20 protein-coding genes are annotated in these 14141 nt (G+C 43.0%); 10 read left to right on the top strand and 10 right to left on the bottom strand.

Translation table 11 applies throughout. The annotated features are described in order from the left end of the window. The first annotated feature begins 14 nt into the window (after positions 1-14). The 4 genes from DSL64_RS13430 to DSL64_RS13415 all read left to right on the top strand — a co-directional run bounded on the left by DSL64_RS13430 (position 15) and on the right by DSL64_RS13415 (position 2679). On the top strand, positions 15-1292 hold the full coding sequence (locus DSL64_RS13430; RefSeq protein ID WP_115831420.1) for a TolC family protein: 1278 nt from the start codon (positions 15-17) through the stop codon (positions 1290-1292). Positions 1293-1358: 66 nt separating this feature from the next. Beyond that, positions 1359-1595, top strand: a complete 237-nt coding sequence (locus tag DSL64_RS13425; protein WP_115831419.1) for a hypothetical protein — start codon at positions 1359-1361, stop codon at positions 1593-1595. A gap of 35 nt (positions 1596-1630) precedes the next feature. Further along, complete coding sequence (locus DSL64_RS13420; RefSeq protein WP_115831418.1) at positions 1631-2209, top strand: TetR/AcrR family transcriptional regulator; 579 nt, start codon at positions 1631-1633, stop codon at positions 2207-2209. A 59-nt stretch (positions 2210-2268) separates the two neighbouring features. After that, positions 2269-2679 carry a hypothetical protein gene (locus DSL64_RS13415; RefSeq protein WP_115831417.1) on the top strand — a complete coding sequence of 137 codons (411 nt, stop codon included), beginning with the start codon at positions 2269-2271 and terminating at the stop codon, positions 2677-2679. Here the strand turns inward: DSL64_RS13415 and DSL64_RS13410 are convergent. From DSL64_RS13410 to DSL64_RS13400, 3 genes are all read right to left on the bottom strand, one after another. Next, on the bottom strand, positions 2676-3791 hold the full coding sequence (locus tag DSL64_RS13410) for a glycosyltransferase (RefSeq protein WP_115831416.1): 1116 nt from the start codon (positions 3789-3791) through the stop codon (positions 2676-2678). The two genes, DSL64_RS13415 and DSL64_RS13410, sit on opposite strands and share 4 nt — an antisense overlap. Positions 3792-3888: 97 nt before the next feature. After that, on the bottom strand, positions 3889-4377 hold the full coding sequence (locus DSL64_RS13405) for a DUF4199 domain-containing protein (protein WP_115831415.1): 489 nt from the start codon (positions 4375-4377) through the stop codon (positions 3889-3891). Positions 4378-4448: 71 nt separating this feature from the next. After that, a complete protein-coding gene (locus DSL64_RS13400) occupies positions 4449-5099 on the bottom strand; it encodes an NAD-dependent epimerase/dehydratase family protein (RefSeq protein ID WP_115831414.1) in 651 nt (216 codons plus the stop codon). A gap of 93 nt (positions 5100-5192) precedes the next feature. On the opposite strand from DSL64_RS13400, the gene DSL64_RS13395 reads away from it, so the two are divergent. After that, positions 5193-6764: a Na+/H+ antiporter gene (locus DSL64_RS13395; protein ID WP_115831413.1), complete on the top strand. Its 1572-nt coding sequence runs from the start codon at positions 5193-5195 to the stop codon at positions 6762-6764. A 17-nt stretch (positions 6765-6781) separates the two neighbouring features. Here the strand turns inward: DSL64_RS13395 and DSL64_RS13390 are convergent, their stop codons facing one another. From DSL64_RS13390 to DSL64_RS13375, 4 genes are all read right to left on the bottom strand, one after another. Next, a complete protein-coding gene (locus DSL64_RS13390; protein WP_115831412.1) occupies positions 6782-7648 on the bottom strand; it encodes an SRPBCC family protein in 867 nt (288 codons plus the stop codon). A 23-nt stretch (positions 7649-7671) separates the two neighbouring features. Beyond that, positions 7672-8097 (bottom strand): DUF1801 domain-containing protein, encoded by a 426-nt coding sequence (locus tag DSL64_RS13385; RefSeq protein WP_115831411.1) that lies wholly within the window; start codon positions 8095-8097, stop codon positions 7672-7674. A gap of 97 nt (positions 8098-8194) precedes the next feature. Continuing rightward, positions 8195-8653: a hypothetical protein gene (locus DSL64_RS13380; RefSeq protein ID WP_115831410.1), complete on the bottom strand. Its 459-nt coding sequence runs from the start codon at positions 8651-8653 to the stop codon at positions 8195-8197. 72 nt (positions 8654-8725) lie between these two features. After that, positions 8726-9226, bottom strand: a complete 501-nt coding sequence (locus DSL64_RS13375; RefSeq protein WP_115831409.1) for a CinA family protein — start codon at positions 9224-9226, stop codon at positions 8726-8728. 174 nt (positions 9227-9400) lie between these two features. On the opposite strand from DSL64_RS13375, the gene DSL64_RS13370 reads away from it, so the two are divergent. Both DSL64_RS13370 and DSL64_RS13365 read left to right on the top strand, forming a co-directional pair. Continuing rightward, positions 9401-9592: a YodC family protein gene (locus tag DSL64_RS13370; RefSeq protein WP_115831408.1), complete on the top strand. Its 192-nt coding sequence runs from the start codon at positions 9401-9403 to the stop codon at positions 9590-9592. A gap of 20 nt (positions 9593-9612) precedes the next feature. After that, positions 9613-10137, top strand: a complete 525-nt coding sequence (locus DSL64_RS13365) for a hypothetical protein (RefSeq protein ID WP_115831407.1) — start codon at positions 9613-9615, stop codon at positions 10135-10137. Positions 10138-10178: 41 nt separating this feature from the next. On the opposite strand, the gene DSL64_RS13360 is transcribed toward DSL64_RS13365, so the two are convergent. Beyond that, the gene (locus tag DSL64_RS13360) at positions 10179-10643 is read right to left on the bottom strand and encodes a hypothetical protein (protein WP_115831406.1); all 465 of its coding nucleotides are present in this window, start codon (positions 10641-10643) and stop codon (positions 10179-10181) included. Positions 10644-11253: 610 nt separating this feature from the next. Between DSL64_RS13360 and DSL64_RS13355 the strand changes: the two genes are divergently transcribed. Then, a complete protein-coding gene (locus DSL64_RS13355; RefSeq protein ID WP_115831405.1) occupies positions 11254-11571 on the top strand; it encodes a hypothetical protein in 318 nt (105 codons plus the stop codon). 44 nt (positions 11572-11615) lie between these two features. On the opposite strand, the gene mscL is transcribed toward DSL64_RS13355, so the two are convergent. Beyond that, positions 11616-12062 carry a large conductance mechanosensitive channel protein MscL gene (gene mscL / locus DSL64_RS13350; protein WP_115831404.1) on the bottom strand — a complete coding sequence of 149 codons (447 nt, stop codon included), beginning with the start codon at positions 12060-12062 and terminating at the stop codon, positions 11616-11618. Positions 12063-12220: 158 nt separating this feature from the next. Here mscL and DSL64_RS13345 point away from each other — a divergent pair, with 158 nt between their 5' ends. Next, positions 12221-12829, top strand: coding sequence for a DUF7010 family protein (locus DSL64_RS13345; RefSeq protein ID WP_229217075.1), 609 nt, complete (start codon positions 12221-12223; stop codon positions 12827-12829). Positions 12830-12869: 40 nt separating this feature from the next. Next, positions 12870-13514, top strand: a complete 645-nt coding sequence (locus DSL64_RS13340; protein ID WP_115831403.1) for a DNA alkylation repair protein — start codon at positions 12870-12872, stop codon at positions 13512-13514. Positions 13515-13630: 116 nt separating this feature from the next. Here DSL64_RS13340 and DSL64_RS13335 read toward each other — a convergent pair whose 3' ends face one another. Then, a complete protein-coding gene (locus DSL64_RS13335) occupies positions 13631-14059 on the bottom strand; it encodes a hypothetical protein (protein ID WP_115831402.1) in 429 nt (142 codons plus the stop codon). Between the last annotated feature and the right edge of the window lie 82 nt (positions 14060-14141).

Here is a 14141-nt window from a genome sequence, read left to right as displayed (position 1 = left end):
CCAAGGAAATAATCATGAATGCATATATTAAATCAGGTTTTGCAGCGGCTCTGTTGATGCTTGCTCAGCAAGTAACAGCGCAAAGGTCTGTTACGCTAGAGGAAGTCAGAAGACTGGCTGTTGAACAAAACAAAAAAATAAAACAGGCGCAGCATCAGATTGATGCTGCAAGAGCTGCCCAGGATGGAACCAAAGGGTTGGATAAGCCCGCCATCGACGGTTCAATTGCAGCGTTTCATGTGGGCAAACCGTTGAGTAATCTTTTGCCTGCAGTAGGTGTGAGTCCGTCGCTGACAGTGACACAACCGATTTACGCGGGAGGTAAAATCAAGATTGGACGGGATTTAGCTACAAAAGGTGTACAGATTCAGGAAGCCCAAAAGGCGCTTACCGAAACGGAAGTGCTTTTGAATGTAGACAAAGCGTACTGGCAGATTGTGAGCCTGAAGGAGAAAATCAAACTTGCCGAAAAGTTCGAAGCATTGCTTGAATCTTTGAGTAAAGAGCTAACCAACTCGTATGACGCAGGTATGATCTATAAAAATGATCTGCTGCGAGTGCAGGTACAACGAAATGAAACAGAGCTTAATATCAGTAAAGCAACAGACGGTCTGGAGCTTTCCAAAATGAATCTTGCTCAGATTATCGGAGCGCCGTTGGATTCGGATCTGATGCCGGCGGATTCTGTAGTGGGAACATTTGATGCCATAACTGCCGGATCTGCTGCTACCGCTATTGAAGGACGTGCCGAGATAGCATTATTGAAAAAGGTAGTTGAGCTGGAAGAACTTCAGGAGAAAATGCTCAAAGCTGATTTTCGTCCGACTGTAGGTGTGCTGGCTGGTGGTTTTGTTGGTATTGGTAAAAAAATGAATATCGAAACCGGTGGCAACAGTATGGCATCCTATTTCGGAATGCTTAGCGTGAACATTCCGATCTGGGATTGGGGACAAAAGGCTAGTAAGGTTAAAGAGCAAGGTTTTAAGCTGCGTGCGCAACAGATCCAGTTGGCTGAGACCAAAGAGTTGCTCTCGCTGGAAATTCAAAATGCCTATCTGAGCTTGAACCAGGCAGCCAGAAAGATCGAACTATCTGGCGCTTCTCTGCAGCAGGCCGAAGAAAATCTCAGGTTGAGCAACGACCGCTTTAAAGCAGGAACAGTGACGGGGCAGGATGTGCTTGAAGCGCAGACCTTGTGGGCCCAGGCCAACAGCAACATCATTGATGCTCGTATTGAGTACAAAGTGAGCGAAGCTGTCTATAAAAAGGCAATAGGTGAAAATCTTAATTGATGGGGTTATTTGTAGTGTGACTTTCCGGAGGGGCTTTGTCTCTCCGGAAAGCTAATGACGTGTGAGATGGAGGAAACATTAAAGGATATTATTTTCAGATTGACAGGATTACCACTTTCCGCATTTGCTGACCATGCCTTGTTGGAACACGATTTGGGAATAAATCAGGTAAAGATGAAGGTGCTGATGCAGAGGCTGGATACAGCTTTTGGACTACAAACAGATACGAATATCTGGTGTGTATTTCAACGGGTGGGAGATATCAGGAGCTATGTGGCTGATCAATTGGAATCAAAAGGATAAACACTTCTCAACAAACTTAACTATAGCTTTCAGACATGACGACTGAAGAAAGGATACTGAACCGCTCCTCCGAACTTTTTGCCCAGTTCGGCATTAATGTAGTGCGTACGGATGATATCTCAACGGATTTGGGCATTTCAAAGAAGACCTTCTACAAATATTTCGTCAGCAAGGAGCAACTGGTAGTCAGGGTGATGGAGGATATGCTGGAAAGGTCATCCTCGGAAATGGACCAACTGGTGAATTCGTCAGAGAATCCTATTGAGCAGACTTGTGCGCTCTGGGATCTGATCACAGCATTTCGGAAAAAGCATAATCCCAATTTTATCAGAGATATGCAAAGGAGTTATGCCAGGGCATGGGAACTGGTGGAAAACTTCAGGGCTGGTTTGGTAAAAGATGTATTGATTCAAACGCTGAAAAACGGAATCGGAAAGAACTTCTACCGGCAGGATCTGAACAAAGAGGTGGTAGCCACGCTCTGGCTGGATCTGTCTTCTCAGGAAAATCAGATTCCTGGTTCTGACGAAGAGATTAAAAATCTTTTTATCAGGGGGTTACTGACTGCCGAAGGATTCAGAAGTTACGCCTGCTTATGTAATCACAACTCCTAACAAAGTGATCACAGGGGATTTTTGCAGCTATTTTCCTGTGGATCATAACTTCTCAAATTATGGAAAAATCAGATGTGAAATGTGTCGAGGGTTTTATTGAAGAGGTCTGGAACAACGGCAGACTTGATATGTTGAATCAATATTTGCATCCTGCTTTCAGAGATTTTTCCCAACCTTTTTTTGCTGTACAAAATGCAGCTGGTTTGAAAATGTATCTCCGGCAGCTCAACGGCGATTTTATTCATAAAACAGAAATTCTGGACGTGGATACGTTTGAGGATGTGGTGACATTAGAAGTGAGGTTAGTGCTGCAACTGAAAAGTTCAGATTGTGCTCAAGAAGAATGTGAGCAGTTGCTGGTAATCGAGGGAGAACGCCGCTTCACCATGCGCGACAATCTCATTTATGATCATAAAGAGCAACTTGCACTCCTGTCAGAAGTTGCTTTGAAAGCAGAAAAAATTTATTAATCCCCGTTGCCCATAGCAAGCTTAGTAGCTCTACAGACGGCTGCATCTAAGTTTTTCTGATCTTGTTTTGCAAAAATACCAGGGTAGGTAAGTGCTTTTGGAATGTCAACTGAAAGGTCAATTTTATTTTGTTCAACACAATAGCAGCGATTGTCTGTCATAAGCTTTTTACCAAGATATAGCTGCTCGGTTTGTCCTGGGGTGGGTATCAGTAATGCTTTTTTATCAAGTGCAGCCAGGTCCATCAGCGTAGAATAGCCGCTTCTGCATATCACCAGCCCGCATTGCTCGATGATGATGCCCAGTTTCTCAGCATTCAGGTGCGTGTAATAATCCAAATGAGCCGGCAAGTTTTCAGGTTTGTTCCCTGACGGGTTTCCGGCTACCAAATGAAAGTGATAACCTGTCAACGTTCCGATCTGAGTGAGCAACTTTTCTTCCAGTAGTGTCCGCATCGGTTCGGGGCCGGACAACAGAATCAGTATCTGATTATTATCGCTGCTTTGTTGGGGATGAGGTTTTTTGGTGAACTGAGATTGCAGACCAATGTAGGTAGCATTCGAAGGCACGAGTTTTGGATGAGCAAGTTTTCCTCCCAGATTATTATCTCCTTCATTGTCCACCACCCAGCACGTATCAAATTTCTCCAGTACTTTTTTATGTAGCCTCAGCATTATTTTATCAGCGAGTGTTCCTGTTCCGCTCAGGATTTGCAACTGATGCGTCATGATAATGGAGTGCAATCCGTCTATCTTCAATCCGTATCTGTTGTCTGAAATAACAAAGTTGAAACTGTGTTTTTTCTGAATCTGTTTCAACCAATTCCGCTCATTTCTGATTGCATTCAGAATTTTTGGAATCTGGGTCAGAATACGAAAAACAAAGCCAGCTCCTGTTTTGCTGTAAGTGATATTATAGCCTTTCAGAGGCAGCATATTCAGCTCAGGAAAGTTAGACTGAAGCAACATAGCAGATTTTCCCTCACCGGCCAGTGTAACGTTATAACCGTTCAGCAGTAGCTGTCTGATGATAGGTATACATCGCGTAGCATGTCCGAGTCCCCAGTCGAGTGGGGCTACGAGTACTTTTAATGGCGGTTTGGGTTGAGTCACTGGTATAAAATAAAATCCGATCCCTGAAGTCTGTTAAGGTTTTCAAAGATCGGAATATTGCCGGTAATCAGGCTATCATTAACCGTTAAAGATGTTTTTAAGCCGGCTTTTTACTTTTGACGAAAAATGCGACGATCAACGAAGTGAGCGTGCCCATGGCTAACGCGCCTATTAATCCCTGGGTAACATAGTTTTTAAAGTTGAAGAAAGCCTCAGCTTCTGCACGGGTTTTGTGATAACCGGTTTTGACAGAATATTCAATCACGTTCGGGAAAAATTCAGGTGTGATCACATAGGTCGTTATCCACTGTGTAGCAGGACTGAAAATGGTGACGATAACTGTAATGATCAATCCCGAAATCACGCCTTGCTTGTAGCTCATCTGTCCGTGATAAAACCTGCGTTTTTTGTCCTGAAGGGCCAGTACATAAGTCCATATTGCCGGTATCATAAATCCCATCGTCAGGTATTGCTGTTTGTCGATGTGTTCGGCATGTAAACCTGTGACTTTTTCCAATACCATCCACAAGAGCGAGACGATAATGAAAATCACAGCCCATTTGATCTCAATGTAATATTTCTCCATAGTTCGACAGATTAGGTTTTTACAGAATTATCACATCAAGTTATAAATTTCTCTGAAGAGTTTTCTATGTTTCAGACAGCCTTTGCCAAAGTTCTGATGTCGCCAATTTCAAGAACTTGTTTGGGGTAGGTAGTGAGCACTGTGTTGATCATTGCCTGACTAACCTCGTTAAGGGTCAGAGATTGTTTCGGGAAAAGATAAGGGTAAATGGCGATAATAGGTTTGAAAAACCAGCGTACATTTTTCTGCCCTTTAACTGGCTTCATAAATCCTGGACGAAAGTTGTACTGGCCCCGAAAGGGCAGGCGCATCAGTGCATTTTCTGTTTTTCCTTTTACATTAGCCCACATTACTTTTCCTTTTTCAGAGCTGTCGGTGTGCGCTCCGGTCACGAAATTGAAGACCATATCCGGATTGATATCGGCCAGCACTCCCGCGAAATGAAGGGTGGTATCATAGGTAATTCTGGTGTAATCCGCTTCATTCAGGCCCACAGAGCTTACACCCGCACAAAAGAAACAGGCATCGTAACCCTGCAGCTCCTTTCTGAAATCCTGTGCGCTGAAAAAGTCAGCGATCAGTAATTCTTTGAGTTTGGGATGCTGGTAATCAACATGTTTTCTGCTGACGATCAGAACCTGCTCTACTTTGTTGTTTTGCAGGCATTCGAGCATGACGCCTTCGCCTACCATTCCGGTTGCTCCTGTAATGATCACTTTCATCAGATATTTTTTTAAACAGTCAACGTTCGAAAATTGCTTATGCAAAAAACAGAAATTTGTTAAATAATACTATTTTAGGATTTTTAAATCTCTATGCTTCATCAGTTTCCCTTTTATCTGGCCATTTTGATGGTCATTGTATTTTTGGTCATGCTGGCCAATAAAATAAAAGTCGCCTATCCGATATTGCTGGTTTTGGGTGGACTATTGATCAGCTTTGTGCCTGGTATTCCCAGGATTCATATTGATCCCGAGCTCATTTTTATCATTTTTCTTCCTCCGCTGCTTTACGAAGCGGCCTGGGCCACTACGTGGAAAGAGCTGTGGCGCTGGCGCAGGATTATTGGCAGCTTTGCCTTCCTGATCGTATTTCTTACTGCTTTTGCAGTGGCGGTGGTGTCCAGTAAATTTATTCCCGGTTTCACACTTGCGCTCGGTTTTCTTTTGGGTGGGATCGTATCCCCCCCGGATGCAGTTAGTGCGGGAGCAATCCTGAAATTTGTAAAAATCCCCAAACGGCTGGCGTCTATTCTGGAAGGGGAGAGTCTTTTGAATGACGCTTCCAGCTTAATTGTTTTCAGATTCGCGCTTGTCGCTGTAGGTACCGGACAGTTTGTCTTCGAACAGGCATTTGTCAGTTTTACTTGGGCAGTTTTGGGTGGTGCAGTCATAGGTTTGGGAATTGCGTTTGCGTTTTATAAGACACATAAGCTGCTGCCCACTGATGTGAATATGGATATTGTTCTGTCATTGGTGACGCCGTATGTGATGTACATTGCGGCGGAGAGCGCCGAGACATCGGGCGTCTTGTCGGTAGTATGCGGTGGATTATTTTTGGCGCAACAGCGTCACAGATTTCTCTCCAGTAGTAGCCGCCTGAGAGCGATCAATGTATGGGAGTCTCTTGTCTTTATATTGAACGGGCTGGTGTTTATGCTGATCGGACTGGATTTACCTGAAATCACAGAAGGGCTCGAAGAAGTGAGTATACTTTCTGCGATAGGATATGGTGTTATGATCACCGTATTACTGATCGTTGGCAGGTTGCTGTCAGCTTATGGGGCTGTTGTTTTTACCCAGTTCGCCAGGAGGTTTATTACTGTTGCAGAGCAGGGACATCCCGGCTATAGGGGTCCGTTTCTGCTGGGTTGGGCAGGAATGAGAGGAGTGGTTTCCCTGGCTGCTGCACTATCCATACCGCCGTATCTTGCGGATGGAACTCCGTTTCCTCAACGCAACCATATACTTTTTATTACCTTTGTCGTCATATTACTCACGCTTGTTATTCAGGGACTTACTCTGCCGGTTTTTATTCGAAGGTTCAATTTGAAAGACACTGATCATGATTTGTCTGAAGAAGAGGAATACCATCATTTGCACCGGAGATTGGCAGATGACAGCCTTGTTTATCTTAAAAACAGAGAAGTCGCTGATGATGCAAATCAGTTTGCTGTGGGTAAAATGCTGAAGCAGCTAGAAAACACCAATACGCTGCTTGATGACGAACAGCTAACCCGGGAATGCAGGGAGGTGTACCTGCACATGCTGGACGTGCAACGATCATGGTTAAAAGAATGGAACAAGGCGTATACCACCAATGACGATGCTGTAAGACGGCATTTGCACAGGCTGGATGTAGAGGAGGAAAAAATCAGATTTATGTAGACATAAAAAGTAAATATTTATCGTCTCCCTTCCGCCATTTCTTTCAGTATCTGAAGAGCAGCAGGGAATGCCTTATTCATCTGATCTCCATATTCTTTTTGATTGTCCAGCTGAACCCTTAAACGCGTTCCTGCTGGCGTATCGGTAAGGAAATAACTTTCTCGGCTGCCTGTCCATATTTCTGATTCAGCATCAAGAGGTTGTTCCTCTTTGTTCTTCAGGTTGCCCAACAGGTTAAAAGTGAGTTGTTCGTTTTCTGCATAAATGAGAATGTCGCTGTACAAACCTTCACCCGTTGGCGAGAGCAAGTGAACTCTCTTGCCCTGACCAAATTCACCCTCAAAATAGGATCCCGCCATAAACGGACTTGTCCATTCCTGGTAGCTTTCTTTTCCCCACAATAACTCCCAGACGCGTTCTTTTGGAGCTGCAATATCAGTCTCGAAAATCAACTTCTCAATTCCGTACAAATAGTTACGTAATGAGTAACCCAGAATTTCCTTCCAGCCTGCTATATAGTTTTCCGTCGCAAACTCCGGTCCGCCATCTGCAAAGTTTTCTGTGCCGGCGTGTGTAAGGGTGAGTCTTGATGTATTTTCAGAGATGGCTTCTATATCCCAGCTAAGCACCGATATTCCCTTGGTGTGCGATGGGTGTTCCCAGGTATGTTCAAACTTTTGTCCGGAAATAATACTGCGTATCATGCACCGATGCAGAAAAGCACCTCCGGTTTCTGTTTCATAAAAGGTAAAAACGGAGCCTTCTTGCAGTTCAAAATCATGTATGGTAAAGTACCATTGCTTCATTTCATCAGGCCTGGTGATGGCATTCCAGAGTTTGTCCGCAGAAACCTGGTAAATGTAAGATAAAGTGATCGCTTCCATGCTGGCTGTGTTTTAAATCTGATTCAACTAGTTCTCTGATACTTGTTTTCAACGTATTTGATGGTTTCCTGCATCAATGTGGTTAAGTGCTCCGTATTGATATCGGCTAACTTTTTGGCATAAATACAGGCTTTCCCCATACTGTATTTACCTAGTCCGGACAGTAAGTGCTCATGCTCTTCGAGTCCGGTAAATACGTAAAGAGAAATCGCTGCCTTTCTTGGAGAGAACCCCAAAACAGGCGCATCACCCTCGTGGCCGCTGTCGTATTTGTAATGGTAATTTCCAAAGCCGACGATTGTCGGTCCCCACATGGTCGCCTCGCATCCTGATACTTGTGACATAAGTTCGATCAGTTTGTAGCTGTCGGTCTTTTTCTGATCGTTTTCCAAAGCCTCTACAAAATCTGTGACGCTTGCTGCTGTATGAGTAGTTTTAGTTTTTGCCATGTCGCTGATATAAATGACTGATATCCGGTTAGAAACGTATTTTCCCCAACACTGCTAAAAGTAAAAAATATCAGCGACAGTTTACAAATTGCTTATACTATTTACAAGGCGCTTCGGTGAGTACAATTCCATTGAATTTAATGTTGGCAGCATCTTCAAAAACCGTCTTGCCATCCACCTCTTTCAATGGGCCATATCCCTCAATCAGTACAGTATCCTTTTTTATGAAGATGACTTCTCTCACTGATTCTTTTCCTTCGGACATAAAAGTATACATTCCCCTGAGTGTATCTCCATACATTTTGGCAAGAAGTGAGCCATTATTCTGGTCTTTTTCGTAGAGTTTGTAACCCAGACTTCCCGTAACGCTATCGCCTGACATATGTGCATTCAATAGTACTGTATCTTTTTTTACCATTGAGGAAAAGCAAATGTTAAAGGTTGAATCCTTTTCTGACCGCTTTGTGTCGATGGCAGTATTTTGCGTGGGATTTGAGTTGCATGCTGCCGTAAGGAGCGCAATAGCTATAAATGGTACTGCTTTGATCGTTTTCATACTGGTGTGAAGGTAAATAAATGTAATTTGTAAAGAATTAATAGTCAGATATCTGTTTGATGATTGTTGATGTCAGACTTCGCTTTCAACTACCTCGAAATGCAGTTCATTCATAATTGTTTCTGCCACCTCGTCAATTGTATTCAGAATGATCTGCTCGGGCTGACCTGTGTAAAGTCGTCTCAGAGATACAGGCCTGTCTTGTATCAATATATGAACAAACATAGTACCTACGGGCTTTTCCGCGGTTTCGCTACCGCCGGGAGTCGTAAGACCTGTAATGGCCACCTGTATATCTGACGGGATGATTGTTTTGAGCTTCATGGCCATCTCACGTGTAACTTCAGCTGATTCGGCAGTATACCTCTCAATTAGCTCAGGCGATATATGCAAGATGTCTTCCTTCACACAGGCATCATAGCAAACCAAACCTCCTTTAAGGCACCCGCCCGAGTGGGTTGTCAATGCAAATTCAGAGGAAAGTCTTCCCGCACTTGCACTTTCAGCGAAAGCGATTGTGAGCCCCTTATCATGCAACATTTTACTGCATTCTGAAACGGTGGGAGATGCCATAGTGCGTTTTGTTAAATGGAATTACAGAAACTGATAAAATCCTGTGCCAATTTCAGCTACTTTTCACAATGTATGATATGTATCATCATTTATCCCGCCGGGCACAATCTTTGAAGCAGATAATATCTAATGTAAGACACGGGTTGAATTTTACAATCCTAAACACTATGCAACATGGAAAACCACAAATTCAAAGAGGGAGATTGGGTTAAGGAAAAAAATGGCACAACGGGTATGACCGTCGTATCCTATGTATCAGATACATCCGGCTCGGAGCCATCCGGGGAAGTAAGATGCCGCTTCAAAAATGCTACAGGTGAGGAAGTGGAGGAAAATTTCTGGGAACAGGATCTGGTGACTTTGTAGTTTAAACCGATTAGACAATTATGGAGAATCATGGATTTGCATCACGCTCGATTGGTACAGTCTCGGGTGTTTTCTTTTCGCGCAGAGATGCCGACAAGGCTTACCATAGCTTGATTTCGAGGGGACACACGCCCGATGATATCTCAGTACTGATGTCAGACGAGACCTTAAGCAGGTCGTCTGAAGAAGACCTGCAGCCTGCCGATGAAGAAAATGCACTCAGCCGGGCTGCCAGTGCTTTCACGGGCGTGATCATTTCCATTACCTCCATGATTTCAGTTCCGGGACTTGGAATCGCCATATCCCGAAAGTTACAGCAGTTGCTACCACAGGATTTTATGAAGACTGAGAAGACAGATGCCATCAGAAAATCAGGTGTTGCCGAGCAGCACATAACTTCTTATGACGGTCATATGCAGGAAGGTGGGATAATCATCAGCGTGGATCCGAGAAACGATCAGGAGAAGCATGAGATTGTGACTGACTTTCGCCTGTTTAACGGAAGGGATATTCTGGGGGATGACGGTTACTCTGAGTTGGATTAGCTATTACTATACTAACATACCAGCACGGACTAAATCCACCGTTATATTTTTGTCTTTAAGTATTCATAACTCCGGGCCAGCTCCTTATTGATCTGCGAATCAAGCTCAATGAGTTTTTCCAGGTGATCTGAAAAAATGGCGTCATCATCCTCCGAAAGTAAAATCTTTGACTGAAGAGTCCTGTAAGCCCGGATTGTCTTCTGTTCCTGATCACGCATGATACGCGCGATAGACAGTTTATCAATGGTTTTTGAGAACACGGTTGGAACGATTTCCTTACGTATTCTTTTACTGATATCTCCATCCACCAACGAGCATTTGACGCCATCATAAACCCATTGAATCTCCTTTTTAAACAACAGGGAACTGATGTATCCGTGGCTGTATATCCGGCGCAATGATCCGGCATTATCCAAAGACATCGCTTGCTTGTACAATTGTTCCCTGCGAAGATTCACATTCCAGAGACGAACAATTTCTTTGACAAAAACGGGCAGATTTTCCATAGCTGAAAAAGTAGAAAACTCCAGCCGTCTGTTGGTTGGATGTACATATTTAAGCCACAAAAAATGTGCCGGATTTTACTTGAAGTCGATGTGTAAGTAATTCACTTTTACGTATATACTCATTTTTATTGTCGTAGTCGACGTTTGGTTTATACCGTTTTTTTGAACCTGATTTCCAAAAGGTTATCAACTTGAGAAGATAGTGAACGTCTGAGGAAATATGTTCTCAGTATGAAGCAGCGATATTATTGCAGTTTTTCCTCAATAAGGTCATTTAGAACGAACACAGAATTTACGTTGAGCTAACCAGTTTATATATAATTTTTAAACAGTTTATCTGGTGGCAAGGTATTCAAAAAAGCAGAACAGGCGCTACACGAAAGGAAAGAGGATACACTCAAATCGGGATCGGTGAAGAAAGTAACTTTCCCCCAACACCCTATGGGCATTGGGCTTTAAGAGCAAAAATCAAGTTAAGAATGTGCCGGAAAAGAATCGCAGATAGCTCATGCCATATGATGAAAGAGTTATTTGAATCTTAGAAGGAATGGTTTTTTCTGGGGAAAAGGACTAAACAATAAAATTTTGATCACCAGAAAATGAAATAACCATGAAGACGATTCAAAGATATACAGGTATCCTGGCGGTTGCGGCAATGGTAACTTTCGCTTCCTGCAGCAAGGATGCGGGAGAGGCGAGCGGTTCGGATTCAGAGACAACACCTAACGATAGCTCCGGAACGGTAAGCAGATCAGCGCTGGGGCAGGATGAAGGGAAGCAAAAGAAAATAGGGGGGTATCCTAGCAATCAGTCCAACCTGAATAGTGATTCGATAAGCAGATTACACGATGATAACGATGTTGTGGTTGACAAACCTGAGAGCGAAAAGTCTCAAAAGGACAAACCGCTAAAACATGAACATCAATAAAATACAATCGGGTAGGTGATCATTTCATCTACCCGATTTATGTTTCAGGGATTTTCGTTTTTAGGAGCAAGATCCCTGAGGGCATCTCTGATTTCCATCAACAACGTTTCCTCTTTGGTCGGTGCAGGTGGATCAGCAGGTTTTTGAGCCTCCTTCTGCCTTACTGAATGAACAAGATTGACAAGCAAAAAAACCGTCATTGAGATGATCAGGAAATTGATTACGCTCTGAAGGAAATTTCCATAGGCAATAACGGCTCCTGCTTTGCGCGCCTCCTCTACAGAAGAAATACCGCGTGTCTGCTCATCCAACGGAATGTACAGGTTAGAGAAGTTAACATTGTCGATAATTTTCCCTACCGGGGGCATAATCACATCATTCACCAGCGACTGTGTGACGGTTGTAAATGCCGCACCAATAATTATACCGACAGCGAGATCAAGCACATTGCCCTTGATAGCAAAGTCTTTAAATTTTTGAAAGAACTTCATAACATTTGTAATTTAGAAAGACGGAACACTGATGCGCCTCTGAGAATAAGATTTCAAAAATTGTTCCCTCTGATTAAATCAGAGGCCTTGGCTTACATTGGAGAATTGGGGGGAACTACGGAAAACGTATAGTTTTTAAGTTCTATTTTTCTAAATTGATGGGCATACAAGAAATGCACCATACGAAATCCTATTCAAGATTTATGCAGCACGATATACGTACTCTTGAAGAACAACGAGATGAGTTCAAACAAAGCAAATTTTTAGCCACGCCCATAGCCGGTCTGATAGCCTGGACAGCTGTTCTGATTTCAGGTCTGTTTTTTTCTGATATAATTACCGTATGGGTACTTTTTATCGCTACAGGGTCGATTGTCTACTTGGGTATGGGTATTTCGAAGCTTACCGGTGAAAACTTTCTGGATAAGAACAAACCCAAAAATACCTTTGATAAGTTGTTTTTTTACACTGTAGCACAGGCTGTTCTGGTATACGCTATCGCTATTCCATTTTTTATGGAAAACTACACTTCTCTACCCTTAACAGTTGGCATACTGACCGGATTGATGTGGCTTCCATTTAGCTGGATCATCGACCATTGGGTAGGCATCTTTCACTCGGTTGTCCGGACTTTTTCGGTATTGCTACTTTGGTATCTGTTTCCGGAAGGCAGATTTATATTCATTCCGTTGGTGATCGTACTTATTTATATCATTACGATTTTTGTATTGACCAGAAGGCTAAAGGATATTAAAAAGGAATTGTGAGTGAAGAAAGTATGAAAATGCATTTATACACCTGATTATTATGTCCCTATCAAAAAAGCTGAGCGATATCTTATCCCAAATCAATGACACAACCACCAAGCTTGGCGACCTTCGGAGAATAGCCGGCGATATCAAAAAAGACCATGAGATGGCTTTGGAGCTTTGGTCGAAGGGTATCTATCTGGCTCGTCAACTAGCAATTCTGATTATGGACAAGAAATTGCTTTCGCAGGAGGTTATAGACAGTCTGGACCAGGATATTCAGCAGCATCCGCAGGAAGAAAGTCTCCAATTGATTGACTGGCTGATGGCGAATCAGCTTTCTAAAGACAAAAAAATGATCGCGTTAATGGAATCCTGGCAGAATAGTCCTTCCAAACTTCAACGGCGGATTTTTTGGTATTATCAGGGGCGCCAGCGGTGGGTAGGGCAAACACCTCCTGCAAACAGTGAAAAACTGCTTTCTTCCATTGAGGACACCATTGAAAAAGAACAGCCGGAAGTTCAGTGGGCAATGAATTTCGCGGCTGCTCAAATCGGGATATTCCAGCCTGAGTACCGTTCCAGATGCATCGCGTTGGGTGAGAACACAGGTCTTTACAAAGATGAAATCGTCGGAAAGAATTGTACTCCCAATTATATTCCGGAGTACATAGCTATACAGGTGGCTAAGATCAAAAAATAAAGTGCGACAGTTGCTCAGCATTATCTGCTAGATCAAATCCAACTCATAGAAATTCTGGTTGAAACAGATGTAGGTTGCTTTAGCAAAACGTCCCATAATCGGAAGATGTTCAAAATCTAAATCCCGCCTGTAGCTCTTACGTATTTAGTTCTTGCCCCCCCCTCAAAGGTTAAAATGAGCTCATCACCTTGAACTTCGATATACCATGTCTCAGAAGATATACAATTCGCAAACGTACATATTGGATCCATATTAAGTTTTTGTCTGGCAGGAGCATTTACCTTTTGTCCATTTATAGATAAAAATTTAGGATGGCAACAAATGGTGTACCCATTGCCATACAGTACGGCACCATCTTCGCGAAAGGTAAAGCCTCCTCCTAGAGAGTCGGGGATCGTTATCCAGGTTTTTTCGCCATTTTCAGTTTGTTCTCTTTCACTCAGTAACCATCTTCCGACTATGGGTGTTACAATAGTTTCAGGATCATCTTTTTTACATCCCAGGATAAGCGTCAGAAAAATCACAAATAGGGCAAATTGTTTCATAGCAGTTTCGGATTTGAGTTAGTATATATTAAGTAACATTTAGATGGGAAATGGTTGGGAGAGGATGAGCGATTTTACTCAT

It is taken from the genome of Dyadobacter luteus (genome assembly GCF_003383615.1).
In the GTDB taxonomy this organism is placed as follows: domain Bacteria; phylum Bacteroidota; class Bacteroidia; order Cytophagales; family Spirosomataceae; genus Dyadobacter; species Dyadobacter luteus.
The sequence above is the reverse complement of the archived record's forward strand: the minus strand, read 5'-3'. Positions and strand labels throughout refer to the sequence as shown.

Excerpts from the sequence above, each read along its gene's own strand:
- mscL (WP_115831404.1), bottom strand. The coding sequence starts at position 12,062 with ATGAAGTTCTTTCAAAAATTTAAAGACTTTGCTATCAAGGGCAATGTG.
- DSL64_RS13370 (WP_115831408.1), top strand. The coding sequence starts at position 9,401 with ATGGAAAACCACAAATTCAAAGAGGGAGATTGGGTTAAGGAAAAAAAT.
- DSL64_RS13400 (WP_115831414.1), bottom strand. The coding sequence starts at position 5,099 with ATGAAAGTGATCATTACAGGAGCAACCGGAATGGTAGGCGAAGGCGTC.
- DSL64_RS13340 (WP_115831403.1), top strand. The coding sequence starts at position 12,870 with ATGTCCCTATCAAAAAAGCTGAGCGATATCTTATCCCAAATCAATGAC.
- DSL64_RS13395 (WP_115831413.1), top strand. The coding sequence starts at position 5,193 with ATGCTTCATCAGTTTCCCTTTTATCTGGCCATTTTGATGGTCATTGTA.
- DSL64_RS13415 (WP_115831417.1), top strand. The coding sequence starts at position 2,269 with ATGGAAAAATCAGATGTGAAATGTGTCGAGGGTTTTATTGAAGAGGTC.
- DSL64_RS13430 (WP_115831420.1), top strand. The coding sequence starts at position 15 with ATGAATGCATATATTAAATCAGGTTTTGCAGCGGCTCTGTTGATGCTT.
- DSL64_RS13355 (WP_115831405.1), top strand. The coding sequence starts at position 11,254 with ATGAAGACGATTCAAAGATATACAGGTATCCTGGCGGTTGCGGCAATG.
- DSL64_RS13345 (WP_229217075.1), top strand. The coding sequence starts at position 12,221 with ATGGGCATACAAGAAATGCACCATACGAAATCCTATTCAAGATTTATG.
- DSL64_RS13380 (WP_115831410.1), bottom strand. The coding sequence starts at position 8,653 with ATGAAAACGATCAAAGCAGTACCATTTATAGCTATTGCGCTCCTTACG.
- DSL64_RS13360 (WP_115831406.1), bottom strand. The coding sequence starts at position 10,643 with ATGGAAAATCTGCCCGTTTTTGTCAAAGAAATTGTTCGTCTCTGGAAT.
- DSL64_RS13335 (WP_115831402.1), bottom strand. The coding sequence starts at position 14,059 with ATGAAACAATTTGCCCTATTTGTGATTTTTCTGACGCTTATCCTGGGA.
- DSL64_RS13375 (WP_115831409.1), bottom strand. The coding sequence starts at position 9,226 with ATGGCATCTCCCACCGTTTCAGAATGCAGTAAAATGTTGCATGATAAG.
- DSL64_RS13420 (WP_115831418.1), top strand. The coding sequence starts at position 1,631 with ATGACGACTGAAGAAAGGATACTGAACCGCTCCTCCGAACTTTTTGCC.
- DSL64_RS13385 (WP_115831411.1), bottom strand. The coding sequence starts at position 8,097 with ATGGCAAAAACTAAAACTACTCATACAGCAGCAAGCGTCACAGATTTT.
- DSL64_RS13365 (WP_115831407.1), top strand. The coding sequence starts at position 9,613 with ATGGAGAATCATGGATTTGCATCACGCTCGATTGGTACAGTCTCGGGT.
- DSL64_RS13425 (WP_115831419.1), top strand. The coding sequence starts at position 1,359 with ATGGAGGAAACATTAAAGGATATTATTTTCAGATTGACAGGATTACCA.
- DSL64_RS13390 (WP_115831412.1), bottom strand. The coding sequence starts at position 7,648 with ATGGAAGCGATCACTTTATCTTACATTTACCAGGTTTCTGCGGACAAA.
- DSL64_RS13405 (WP_115831415.1), bottom strand. The coding sequence starts at position 4,377 with ATGGAGAAATATTACATTGAGATCAAATGGGCTGTGATTTTCATTATC.